At 67.8% G+C, this 11,824-nt stretch carries 10 protein-coding genes; all 10 read left to right on the top strand.

The genetic code is table 11. From position 1 onward, the window contains the following. Positions 1–155 precede the first annotated feature (155 nt). The 10 genes from B5F85_RS00475 to pfkB all read left to right on the top strand — a co-directional run bounded on the left by B5F85_RS00475 (position 156) and on the right by pfkB (position 11,794). Positions 156–1,766 (top strand): ABC transporter substrate-binding protein, encoded by a 1,611-nt coding sequence (locus tag B5F85_RS00475; RefSeq protein WP_087313323.1) that lies wholly within the window; start codon positions 156–158, stop codon positions 1,764–1,766. A 121-nt stretch (positions 1,767–1,887) separates the two neighbouring features. Continuing rightward, positions 1,888–2,853: an ABC transporter permease gene (locus B5F85_RS00470; protein ID WP_087313321.1), complete on the top strand. Its 966-nt coding sequence runs from the start codon at positions 1,888–1,890 to the stop codon at positions 2,851–2,853. A 5-nt stretch (positions 2,854–2,858) separates the two neighbouring features. Next, a complete protein-coding gene (locus B5F85_RS00465; RefSeq protein ID WP_087313319.1) occupies positions 2,859–4,880 on the top strand; it encodes a dipeptide/oligopeptide/nickel ABC transporter permease/ATP-binding protein in 2,022 nt (673 codons plus the stop codon). Then, a complete protein-coding gene (locus tag B5F85_RS00460) occupies positions 4,881–5,705 on the top strand; it encodes an ATP-binding cassette domain-containing protein (protein WP_087313317.1) in 825 nt (274 codons plus the stop codon). Positions 5,706–5,858: 153 nt separating this feature from the next. Next, positions 5,859–6,779, top strand: a complete 921-nt coding sequence (locus B5F85_RS00455) for a dihydrodipicolinate synthase family protein (protein ID WP_087313315.1) — start codon at positions 5,859–5,861, stop codon at positions 6,777–6,779. A 10-nt stretch (positions 6,780–6,789) separates the two neighbouring features. Then, positions 6,790–7,755 carry an ROK family protein gene (locus B5F85_RS00450; protein ID WP_087313313.1) on the top strand — a complete coding sequence of 322 codons (966 nt, stop codon included), beginning with the start codon at positions 6,790–6,792 and terminating at the stop codon, positions 7,753–7,755. A 127-nt stretch (positions 7,756–7,882) separates the two neighbouring features. Continuing rightward, a complete protein-coding gene (locus tag B5F85_RS00445; RefSeq protein ID WP_087313311.1) occupies positions 7,883–8,569 on the top strand; it encodes an N-acetylmannosamine-6-phosphate 2-epimerase in 687 nt (228 codons plus the stop codon). Between the two features lie 488 nt (positions 8,570–9,057). Then, positions 9,058–10,140 carry a Gfo/Idh/MocA family oxidoreductase gene (locus B5F85_RS00440; protein ID WP_087313309.1) on the top strand — a complete coding sequence of 361 codons (1,083 nt, stop codon included), beginning with the start codon at positions 9,058–9,060 and terminating at the stop codon, positions 10,138–10,140. Between the two features lie 5 nt (positions 10,141–10,145). After that, complete coding sequence (locus B5F85_RS00435) at positions 10,146–10,895, top strand: DeoR/GlpR family DNA-binding transcription regulator (protein WP_087313307.1); 750 nt, start codon at positions 10,146–10,148, stop codon at positions 10,893–10,895. Further along, positions 10,892–11,794 carry a 1-phosphofructokinase gene (pfkB, locus tag B5F85_RS00430; protein ID WP_087313305.1) on the top strand — a complete coding sequence of 301 codons (903 nt, stop codon included), beginning with the start codon at positions 10,892–10,894 and terminating at the stop codon, positions 11,792–11,794. The genes B5F85_RS00435 and pfkB overlap by 4 nt, the downstream gene beginning before the upstream one ends. The last annotated feature ends 30 nt before the right edge of the window (positions 11,795–11,824 follow it).

The following is an 11,824-nucleotide window of genomic DNA, read 5'->3' as shown; positions in this document are numbered from 1 at the left end:
TTACAGGCTGATTACATACGCCCAACCGTTTGGGGGCATTAATCCGTCCGTTAGTCGGTTCTATGAGTGATGTTGCGCAGGGGGTCGCGCACAATAGGACAACAAGGGACGACCGCCGCCACGAGGCGGTCGCAGGAGGAGAAAAGGAAGACACCATGAAGAAGCTCATGAACAGCGCCGTGTCTCGTCGTGCGTTCCTTGGTGGGACCGCCGCGGCGTCCGCGCTCGCGCTCGCCGCGTGCAACAACGGCGACGCGCCCGCCGACTCCACCGGCGACGAGGGCGGCGAGACCACCTCTGGCGGCGGCACCATCACGGCCGGCTCCGCCTACGCTCCGTCCGAGTACAACCCGACGAAGACCTCCTCGGCCTTCTGCCTGGGCTCCAACTGGCACGTCCTCGAGGGCCTCTACGGCACCGACCCGCACGACTACTCCACCTTCCCCGAGCTCGCCACCGGCGACCCGGAGCAGGTCGACGATACCACCTTCACCGTCACCATCCGCGAGGGCGCCGCGTTCTCCAACGGCAACGCCGTGACCGCCGCCGACGTCGTCGAGGCCTTCGACCGCACCAAGGCCGACGCCACCTACGGCGCGTTCCTCGCCCCGATCGACTCCCTCGAGGCCACCGACGACACCACCATTACCGTGAAGACCGCCATCGCGAACTTCTCGCTCCTCAAGGAGCGCCTGGCGCTCGTTCGCGTCTTCCCCGCGGGCACCTCTGACGACGAGCTCTCCCAGCAGCCCGTCGGCTCCGGCCCCTGGATGTACGACGCCATCACGGACAACACCGTCGACCTCGTCCCCAACCCCAACTACAACGGCTCCTTCCCGGCCGAGGACGCCGGCCTGCACTACGACATCCTCGTCGACGCCACCGCCCGCATGACCGCCCAGCAGCAGGGCACCACGCTCGTCATGGAGTCCGTCACCGCCGACGCCATCGACCTCATCGAGTCCGCCGGCTGCAAGGTCGACCAGGTCCAGGGCTTCGGCACCCGCTTCATCATGTTCAACACCACCAAGGCGCCGTGGGACAACAAGGTCGCCCGCCAGGCCGTGATGTACGCGATCAACACCGACAAGATGATCGACAACATCTTCAACGGCCTCGCCGCCACCGCGTCCTCCTACATCCCCAAGGACTTCCCCAACTTCCAGGAGGCCGCGACGGTCTACACCTATGACCAGGAGAAGGCCAAGAGCCTGCTCGACGAGGCCGGCGTGACCCCGGGCGCCCTCAAGATCCGCTGCACGGACAACACCCAGGCCTCCGGCATGGCCACCCAGGCCAAGCAGGACCTCGACGCCCTCGGCTTCAACTGCGAGATCGCCGAGGAGACCTCCGCGGCCACCTACGCGGCCATCGACGGCGGCACGGACGACTTCGACATCCTGATCGCCCCGGGCGACCCGTCCTGCTGGGGCGCCGACCCCGACCTGCTCCTCAACTGGTGGTACGGTGACAACGTCTGGCAGCAGACCCGTACCGGCTGGGGCAGCTCCGACGAGTTCAAGCAGATCCGCGAGCTCATGACCGCCGCCCTCGGCCAGTCCGGCGACGAGCAGCAGGCCACCTGGAAGCAGGTCTACGACCTCATCGCCGACAACGCGGTTCTCTACCCGCTGATTCACGTCCAGACCGTCACCGCCTCCTGGGCCGACGCCTCCGCCTCCCCGACCGGCACTGCCATCGAGGGCTTCGCGGGCATCGGCACCACGGGCATGAACTTCATCGGCTGCAAGACGGTCAGCGCGTAGCCTCGAGCAACGTTTCCGTTCCCCACTGAAAGGCTGGGGATCAACAAGGACGTTCGAGGGGTCCGGGCCAAGGTTCGCTCGGGCCCCTCTCTGTACTGCAGGCATTGAGAGAGGAGAGGGTATGAACAACCTTCTGCGCCTTGTCGGCCGGCGCATCATCGCGCTGCCGATCATGGCCCTGGGCGTCACCCTGCTCGTGTTCTTCCTCATGTCCTTCACCGACCCCTCCATCCCCGCGCGCACCGTCCTGGGCGAGGGCGCGTCGCCGGAGGCCGTCGCTGAGTACATGGACGAGCACGGCATGAACGACCCGTGGCCGGTCCGCTACGTCGACTACATCGGCGGCCTCGTCCAGGGCGACCTGGGCACCTACGGCAGCCGCCAGACCCCCGTCGCCACCGCCATCGCGTCGGCCCTGCCGATCACGATGCAGCTCACCTTCTTCGGCCTTCTAATCGCCGCGGTCTTCTCGTTCACGCTCGGCGTCATATCGGCGCTCTACCGTGACAAGTGGCCCGACCAGATAATCCGAGTGATATCGATCGCAGGCATCGCGACGCCGTCCTTCTGGCTGGCGGTCCTGCTCATCCTTCTGGTGACCATGGCCGGGCTCACGCGCGTCTTCCCGTCCTCCGGCGCGCTCCCCGACATCTTCACCAACCCCGGCGGCTACTTCGGCCGCATGATCATGCCCGCCATCGCCCTGGCCTTCCCGGTCATCGGCCAGATGACGCGCATCGTGCGCACCGCCATGGTCGAGGAGCTCGACAAGGACTACGTGCAGACGGCTCGCGGCTCGGGCATCCCCGAGAACGTCGTCATCGCCAAGAACGTTCTGCGCAACGCCCTCATCACGCCCGTCACCACCCTCGGCCTCAAGATCGGCTACCTCATGGGCGGCGCGGTCGTCATCGAGGTCATCTTTGCCCTCCCGGGTATGGGCACCCTCATCCAGCAGGGCATCACCGGCGGCGAGATCATGCTCGTCCAGGGCGTCGTCGTGGTCGTGGCTCTGGCCTTCGTCATCATCAACATCGTGGTTGACATGCTCTACCTGCTGATCAACCCGCGCATTAGGACGGTGTAGGCCCCATGACTAAGATCAGAGAGAACAAGACCGCTCAGCTCGAGAAGGCCGCGTCCAAGGGCGCCAAGTTCCACGGCCTCAAGAACATGAGCGTCCCGAGCAAGATCTCGCTCGTCCTTCTCGTCCTCGTGGCGCTGTCCGCCATCCTGGCACCGGTCATCGCCCCGCATGACCCGCTTGAGATCACCAAGGCCTACCAGCCGCCCGACGGGACCTACCTCTTCGGCACGGACAACGCCGGCCGAGACATCCTCTCCCGCATGCTCTACGGCGGCCAGTACTCGCTCGTGATCGGCTTCGGCGCCACCGCGTTCGCGCTCGTCCTCGGCTCCATCATCGGCGCCGTCGCGGCCGTCGCGCGCAAGGCCGTCTCCGAGGTCATCATGCGCGTGCTCGACGTCATCATGTCCATCCCGGGCATCGCCCTCGCGGCCATCCTGGTGCTCATCCTGGGCAACTCCGTCCCGGCCATCATCTTCTCGATCGGCTTCATGTACACGCCGCAGATCGCGCGCATCGTTCGCGCCAACGTGGTGTCCGAGTACGGCGAGGACTACGTCCGCGCGGTCATCGTCTCCGGCGCCCGCGCCCCGTGGATCCTCATGAAGCACGTCCTGCGCAACTGCATCGCTCCGATCATGGTCTTCACGGTGACCCTCGTCGCCGACGCCATCATCTTCGAGGCGTCCCTGACCTTCATCGGCGCCGGCATCGCCGAGCCCACGCCCACGTGGGGCAACATCCTGTCCTCCGCGCGTGACGGCGTCCTGCTCGGCCGCTGGTGGCAGGCCCTGTTCCCGGGCATCGCGATCATGGTCACCTGCCTTGCCCTCAACATCCTGTCCGAGGGCCTGACCGACGCCATGGCCGCCGCCCCGTCCGCGCCCGTCTCCAACGAGAACGCCGACAGCCGTCGCGAGGCCGACCTCCTCGTCGCCGACCCCGTCCGCGCCTACAAGGAACAGGCCGACTCCCTCGCCCGTCGCCTCGGGGCCCTTCGCGAGGTGGAGCTCGCCCGCACCGACCGCCGCGTGCCCGACTACTCGGTCGAGCCGATCCTCCAGGTCAAGAACCTCTCGATCGGCTTCCCGCGCCACGGCGACGTCCACGTGGTCGACAACGTCTCCTTCGACGTCCGTCCCGGCCAGTGCATGGCGCTCGTCGGCGAGTCCGGCTGCGGCAAGTCCATCACCACCAAGACCATCATGAACCTGCTGCCCGACAGCGCCCGCATCGAGGGCCAGATCCTCTACAAGGGCCAGGACCTGCTCAAGCTCTCCAAGGAGGAGCACCGCAAGCTGCTGGGCCACGAGCTCGCGATGGTCTACCAGGACTCCCTGTCCTCGCTCAACCCCTCCATGCTCATCTCCGCGCAGATGAAGCAGCTCACGAGCCGCGGCGGCACCCGCAGCGCCGAGGAGCTCCTCGAGCTCGTCGGCCTCGACCCCAAGCGCACGCTCGAGTCCTACCCGCACGAGCTCTCCGGCGGCCAGTGCCAGCGCGTCATCATCGCCATGGCGCTCACGCGCAACCCGTCGCTGGTGATCTGCGACGAGCCCACCACGGCCCTTGACGTGACGGTCCAGAAGCAGGTCATCAAGCTCCTGAACGACCTTCAGAAGCAGCTCGGCTTCGCGATGATCTTCGTGTCCCACGACCTGGCGCTCGTCGCCGAGGTCGCCTCCGAGATCACCGTCATGTACGCCGGCCAGGTCATCGAGTCCGCCCCCACCAAGGAGCTGCTCACCAACCCGATCCACGAGTATACCCAGGGCCTGCTCGGCGCCGTCCTCTCCATCGAGGCGCACGACGGCAGCCGTCTGCACCAGGTCCCCGGCTCCGTCCCGAGCCCCGCGGACTTCCCCAAGGGCGACCGCTTCGCCCCGCGCTCGAGCCACCCGACGGTGGGACTCGACGTCCATCCCATCCTCAAGCCCGTTCCCGGCGCCGAGCACCATCTCGTCTCGGAGATCCCCGACGAGGAGCTCGCCAAGAACGGTCTCGTTTCCCGTCTGGAGGTGAGGTAGATGGCGGAGAAGAACACCGAGCAGACGCCCATCATCTTCCTGGACAACATCTCGGTCACGTTCAAGTCCCGCACGGGCTCGCTGTTCCACCCCAACCTCGTGCACGCCGTCAACGGCCTGACGCTCAAGCTCATGCCCGGCGAGACGATCGGCATCGTCGGCGAGTCCGGCTGCGGCAAGTCCACCACGGCCAACGTCATGTGCGGCCTTCAGTCGCCGACCGACGGCCACGTCTACTTCAAGGGCGACGACGTCACCAAGCGCACCGCCGAGCTCCGCAAGAAGATCGGCCGCGTGGTCTCCGTCGTGTTCCAGAACCCGGCCACGGCCCTGAACCCGCGCATGTCCGTGCACGACCAGCTGCTCGACCCGCTGATCGTCCACAAGGTCGGCTCCGAGGACGAGCGCGAGGCCCGCGTCAACGAGCTGCTCGGCATCGTCGGCCTGCCGTCATCGGCGATGTACGCGCTGCCCGGCCAGCTCTCCGGCGGCCAGCGCCAGCGCGTCGCCATCGCGCGAGCGCTCTCCCTCCAGCCTGACGTCATCATCGCCGACGAGCCCACGTCGGCCCTCGACGTCTCCGTCCGCGCGCAGATTCTGAACCTGCTCACGGACCTCAAGAAGGAGCTCGGCCTCGCCATGGTCTTCATCAGCCACGACATCCAGACGGAGCGCTACATCTCCGACCGCATCGTCGTCATGAACCACGGCCAGATCATGGAGCAGGGCCCCGCGAAGCAGATCTTCGAGGACCCGCAGGACGCCTACACCAAGACGCTCCTGGGCGCGGCCCCCTCGCTGCTCCACCCCAACCTGGGCAAGTAGGTCACACCCGTTCGGATGCGGGCGCGCCTCCGGGCGCGCCCGCTTTTCGAAATCGGCCGGCGGCGCGTTCTTCTCGCCCTCCGTGCCGTAGCATCTGAGTGCTCCATCCATCGCTCGGCGGTATCCCCCCGCCGCTCACGAGAAAGGATCAGCATGGCAGACTTCAAGATCAGAGGCGTCGTCCCGCCCGTCGTCGTCCCCGACACGCCCGACCACGAGCTCGACGTCCCGTCCTTCGAGCGCCTCATCAACTACATGATCGACGCCGGCGTCGACGGCCTGTTCTTCCTCGGCTCCTCCGGCGAGGTCGTCTTCTCCACCGACGAGCGCCGACGCCAGATCATCACCGAGGCCATCCGCATCGTCGACCACCGCGTGCCCGTCCTGGTGGGCATCATCGACACCGAGACCGAGCGCGTGCTCGAGCACGGCAAGGTCGCCCAGGAGCTCGGCGCCGACGCGCTCGTCGCCACCGCGCCCTTCTACGCCCTCGGCGGCATGACCGAGGTCGAGGAGCACTTCCGCATCCTGCACGAGGAGCTCGACCTGCCGATCTTTGCCTACGACATCCCGGTCTGCGTCCACACCAAGCTCCCGTGGCCGCTGCTCGTCAAGCTCGGCCGCGAGGGCGTGCTCGCCGGCGTCAAGGACTCCTCCGGCGACGACATCTCCTTCCGCTACCTCTGCCAGGAGAACGAGAAGGCGGGGCATCCGCTGTCCCTGCTCACCGGCCACGAGATCGTGGTCGACGGCGCGTACCTCTCCGGCGCGGACGGTTCGGTCCCGGGCCTTGCCAACGTCGAACCGGGCGGCTACGTCCGCATGTGGAAGGCCGCCGAGGCCGGCGACTGGGCCACGGTCAAGAAGGAGCAGGACCGCGTCAACGAGATCTCCCACATCTTTGACGTCACGACCGGCGTCCAGGGCTACGCGGGCGGCGTGGGCGCCTTCAAGACCGCCCTCATGCTGCTCGGCATCTTTGACTCCAACACCATGCCGCGCCCGGTCAAGGCCCTCGAGGGCGCCAACGTCGAGGCCATCAAGAAGGTCCTCGTCGACAACGGGCTTCTCTAGGGAGGTTCCCATGGCTGAGACCCAGACCATCGTCGCCGTCGACATCGGCGGCACCAAGATCGCGTGCGGGCTGGTGACCCTCGGCGGTGAGGCGCCGGTCATCGAGAAGGTCCAGAAGGTTCCCACCGAGGCCATGGAGGGCGGCGCCCACGTGCTCGCCACCGTGCTTGAGCAGGTCAAGTCCGCTATCGAGCGCGCGGACGAGAAGCCCGTGGGCGTGGGCATCTCCTCCGCAGGCGTGGTCAACCCCAGAAACGGCGACATCACCTTCGCCAACGAGCTCATGCCCGGCTGGGGCGGCACCCGCCTGGGCGCCGAGGTCACCGCGGCCACGGGCCTGCCCTGCCGCGTCCTGAACGACGTCCACGCCCACGCCCTCGGCGAGGCCCGCTGGGGTGGCGGCCGCGACAAGAAGAGCTGCCTGGTGGCCGCCGTGGGCACCGGTATCGGCGGCGCCTTCGTCGAGTACGGCAAGATCATGCTCGGCGCGCACGACGAGGCCGGCCACATCGGCCACGTCTGCTGCCCCGCGGCCGCCGACGTGCCCTGCTCCTGTGGCGCGACCGGCCACCTCGAGCCCATCGCGGCAGGCCCCGGCATCATCCGCGAGTACGTGCGCCTGGGCGGGGACGAGACCCTGCCCGACGGCACGCCGATCGACGGTGCCGAGATCGACCGCCGCGCCGCCGCGGGCGACGCCAACGCCAAGGCGGCCGAGGCCCGTGCGGGCCGCGCCCTCGGCGAGGTGCTCGGCAGCATGTGCAACATGCTCGACCCGGACGTCGTGATCCTCTCGGGCTCCGTGGCCCAGTGCGGCCCGGACTGGTCCGACGCCATGGCCGAGGCCTTCAAGGGCCAGGCCATGCCGCCCGTCGCCACCACGCCCATCGTGGGCGGCGAGCTCGGCGGCGACGCGCCGCTGATCGGCGCGGCCGAGAACTTCGTGGCCTCCGGCTACGCGGAGGTCTCCGACTAACCCCCGGGGGATGTGACAATTAGGACAGGTTTAATTGTCACATCCCCCTCCAGGGGCCCGGAATCGAGCAGCGTTTGACGATGTGACAATGTAACCTGTCCTAATTGTCACATCCTAAGGAGGAACCATGCCCATCTCACCGCTCGTCCAGTCCCTCAAGGGCAAGCTCATCGTCTCCGTCCAGGCCTATCCCGGCGAGCCGCTGCGCCACCCCGAGACCATGGCCCAGATGGCCCGCGCCTGCGAGCTCGGCGGCGCCGCCGCCATCCGCTGCCAGGGCCTCTCCGACATCGCCGCCATCAAGGGTCGCGTCGAGATCCCCGTGATCGGCCTGTGGAAGGAGGGTCACGAGGGCGTCTACATCACCCCGACCCTGCGTCACGCGATGGCCTGCGTCAACGCCGGCGCCGACGTGGTGGCCCTCGACGCCACCGACCGCCCGCGCCCGGACGGGCGCACCTTCGAGGAGACCGTCAAGGCCATCCGCGAGCAGTCCGACGTCCTCATCATGGCCGACTGCATGACCATCGACGACATCCGCAACGCCGTGGCCTGCGGCTGCGACCTCGTCTCCACCACGCTCTCCCACAACAAGGCCGCCATCGACACCACGATGGACGACGGCCCCGACGTGCCGCTGCTCAGGCAGGCCACCTCGGAGTTCCCCGACTACCCGATCATCTGCGAGGGTCACGTCCACACGCCCGCCGACGGCAAGACCGCCATTGACGCCGGCGCCTGGGCCGTGGTCGTGGGCACGGGCATCACGCACCCCACCTCCCTCACCAAGTGGTTCAAGGCCGCGATCGAGTAGGGGCGTCCTTCTCGCCGGCGCGTGACCGGTTCGTGCCGATTCCGGACGGTTTTCAGCCTCAGACCGTCCGGAACCGGCACGTTTTCTTTGGGTTGAGAAGAGCGAGCGGCGTGTGGACGGTTTTGCCCTGTGAACCGTCCACACGCCGCATCCTTCCTCTCTGGGTGCGCGTTCCGGACGGTTCTTCTCGACAAACCGTCCGGACGCCGCACCCTTCTCAGGGACATGCGGATTCCGGACGCTTTCCCACCCAGAACCGTCCGGACGCCGCACCCTCTCACAAACGTACGAGCGTCCGCTCAGCGTTCTTATCGACAAGGTCACGATCATAGCCGCATGAATCTGCGCGAACATGCGCAAAACTGCGCAGAAATGAGCGCTTACGCGTGATATCCTACCGTTTTCCGTTATAATGCGCAAAGATGCGCAAACATGACTGAAGTTGCGCGAAAATGAAATCAGCCCAGAAGCCCAGAGAGGGAGGACCCATGTCAGATACCGAGAAGAACGCCCCGCTCGACTCCGCGGCCGCTGCAGCCGCCGCCTTCGAGGCCATCGAGAACCGCCCGTTCCCCGACGATGTCTTCGCCGCACCGCAGCTCCGCTGGGCGGTCATCGGCTGCGGCGTCATCGCCAGCCAGATGGCGACCTCGCTCGCGCTCGCCGGCCGCCGCCTGCACGGCGTCGCCAACCGCACTCGCGAGAAGGCAGTCGCCTTTGCCGAGAAGCACCACGTCGAGAAGGTCTACGACTCCTTCGAGGAGCTCTACGCCGACCCCGAGGTCGACGCCGTCTACATCACCACCCCGCACAACACGCACATCACCTACCTGCGCGGAGCGCTCGCCGCGGGCAAGCACGTGCTCTGCGAAAAGTCCATCACCCTCAACTCCGAGGAGCTCGACGAGGCCCGCGCCCTCGCGGCCGCCGCGGGCGTCGTGCTGATGGACGCCACCACGATCCTGCACATGCCGCTCTACCGGGAGCTACGCCGTCGCGCGGACGCCGGCGAGTTCGGTCGCATGAACCTCGCGCAGGTCAACTTTGGCTCCTTTAAGGAGTACGGCGACCTCACCAACCGCTTCTACAACATCAACCTCGCCGGCGGCGCGATGCTCGACATCGGCGTCTATGCGCTCAGCATCATGCGCCTCTTCATGGAGAGCCAGCCCACCGAGGTGCTCTCGCTCGGCAACCTCTGCGAGACGGGCGTGGACGTGGCGGGCGGCATCGTCTGCCGCAACCAGGAGGGCCAGATCGGCGTGGTCTCGCTCACGCTCCACTCCAAGCAGCCCAAGCGCGCCGTGCTCAGCTTCGACAAGTGCTACGTCGAGATCATGGAGTACCCGCGCGCCGACACCGCCCAGATCGTGTGGACCGCAGACGGCCGCCGCGAGACCGTGTCCGCCGGCGTCGAGGGCTACGCGCTCTGCTACGAGATGGCCGACCTCGAGCGCGCCGTCGCCGGCGACGCCCGGGCCGCGGGCCTCATCGACACCGCCTCCGACGTCATGCGCCTCATGACCGACGTGCGCCGCTCCTGGGGCGTCACCTACCCCGAGGAGGCGTGAGCCCCATGCTGACCGCAGAGCGCCACGCGCGCATCGTCGAGATGGTGCGCCTGCGCGGGACCGTCACCGTGCCGGAGCTCGCCGCCGCGCTCGAGACCTCCGAGTCCACCATCCGCCGCGACCTCGACAAGCTCGACCAGGCGCACCAGCTTGTCAAGGTCCACGGCGGCGCCACCACCCGCGAGTCGGCGCATCTCACGCGCGACCTCACATTGGGGGAGCGCCACGGCCTGCACGACGAGGAGAAGCGCGCCATCTGCGCGCACGCCGCCTCGCTCGTGGGACCCGATGATTTCGTCTACCTCGACGCCGGCTCCACCACGGAGATCCTGCTCGATCTGCTGCCGCCCACGCGCGCGGGCTACGTGACCGACTCGGTCTCCCACGCCATCCGCCTGGCGGCCCGCGGGCTCTCGGTGACGGTGCTCGGCGGCGAGCTCAAGAGCGCGACCGAGGCGCTCGTGGGTCCCGGCGCCCTCGACGCCCTCTCGCGCCTCCACTTCACGCTGGGGTTCTGGGGCTCCAACGGCATCACGCCGGAGGCGGGTCTCACCACGCCCGAGCCCAACGAGGCCATGGTCAAGCGGGCGTCGATGGCGCGCGCCACGCGGCGCTACGTGCTCGCCGACGCCTCCAAGCTCGGCCGCACGAGCCTCGTCACGTTCGCGGACTTCTGCGACGCCACGATCGTCACCTGCGGGGACGTCCCCGCCGAGTATCGGAGCTTCGACAACGTCATGGAGGTGTCGCTGTGATCTGCACCGTCACGTTCAACCCGTCGCTGGACTACATCGTCCGCGTGGACGACATGCGCCTGGGCGCGATCAACCGCACCGCCTACGAGCAGGTGCTCCCGGGCGGCAAGGGCGTGAACGTCTCCATCGTGCTCGGCAACCTCGGGCACAAGAGCCGCGCGCTCGGCTTCGTCGCGGGCTTCACGGGCGACGAGCTCTGCCGCCTCTGCGCCGAGGCGGGCGTCGACGCCGACTTCATCCGCGTCGAAGAGGGCATGACCCGCATCAACGTCAAGGTCAAGTCCGCCGAGGAGACCGAGCTCAACGGCATGGGGCCAAGAATCGCCGAGAAGGACGTCGAGGTTCTTCTCGCCAAGCTGGACGCGCTGGGCGACGGCGACACGCTCGTCATCTCCGGTTCCGTGCCGGCGACGCTTCCGCACGACCTGTACGAGCGCATCATGGCGCGCCTCGCCGGCCGCGGCGTCTGCATCGTCGTGGATGCCGAGCGCGACCTGCTCACGCGCGTCCTTCCGTACCGCCCCTTCCTCGTGAAGCCCAACAACCACGAGCTCGGGGACATCTTTGGGGTCACGCTGCGCACGCGCGACGAGGTCGTGCCGTACGCCCGGAAGCTTCAGGAGGTGGGCGCCGCCAACGTGCTGGTCTCGATGGCGGGGGAGGGGGGCGTGCTCGTGGACGAGACGGGCGCCGTGCACCAGAGTCCGGCCGCGCGCGGCACCGTGGTCAACTCCGTGGGCGCCGGCGACTCCTCCGTGGCGGGGTTCCTCGCGGGCCTCATGGAGACCGGCAGCTACGAGGACGCCTTCCGCATGGCTCTTGCCACCGGCTCTGCCAGCGCGTTTTCCGACCACCTGGCCACTCGGCCGGAGGTGGAGGCGCTGCTCGCTAGGTCGTAGCCGCCCGCCTGCCGTATACTGGCGAGAGGG

This window comes from Olsenella sp. An293 (genome assembly GCF_002159495.1).
GTDB lineage: Bacteria > Actinomycetota > Coriobacteriia > Coriobacteriales > Atopobiaceae > Thermophilibacter.
This window is presented reverse-complemented; position numbering and strand designations above follow the sequence as displayed.

Bases quoted from the DNA above. Each gene is read 5' to 3' on its own strand.
- B5F85_RS00465 (WP_087313319.1), top strand. From the start codon at position 2,859: ATGACTAAGATCAGAGAGAACAAGACCGCTCAGCTCGAGAAGGCCGCG.
- B5F85_RS00445 (WP_087313311.1), top strand. From the start codon at position 7,883: ATGCCCATCTCACCGCTCGTCCAGTCCCTCAAGGGCAAGCTCATCGTC.
- B5F85_RS00460 (WP_087313317.1), top strand. From the start codon at position 4,881: ATGGCGGAGAAGAACACCGAGCAGACGCCCATCATCTTCCTGGACAAC.
- B5F85_RS00435 (WP_087313307.1), top strand. From the start codon at position 10,146: ATGCTGACCGCAGAGCGCCACGCGCGCATCGTCGAGATGGTGCGCCTG.
- B5F85_RS00455 (WP_087313315.1), top strand. From the start codon at position 5,859: ATGGCAGACTTCAAGATCAGAGGCGTCGTCCCGCCCGTCGTCGTCCCC.
- B5F85_RS00470 (WP_087313321.1), top strand. From the start codon at position 1,888: ATGAACAACCTTCTGCGCCTTGTCGGCCGGCGCATCATCGCGCTGCCG.
- B5F85_RS00450 (WP_087313313.1), top strand. From the start codon at position 6,790: ATGGCTGAGACCCAGACCATCGTCGCCGTCGACATCGGCGGCACCAAG.
- B5F85_RS00475 (WP_087313323.1), top strand. From the start codon at position 156: ATGAAGAAGCTCATGAACAGCGCCGTGTCTCGTCGTGCGTTCCTTGGT.
- B5F85_RS00440 (WP_087313309.1), top strand. From the start codon at position 9,058: ATGTCAGATACCGAGAAGAACGCCCCGCTCGACTCCGCGGCCGCTGCA.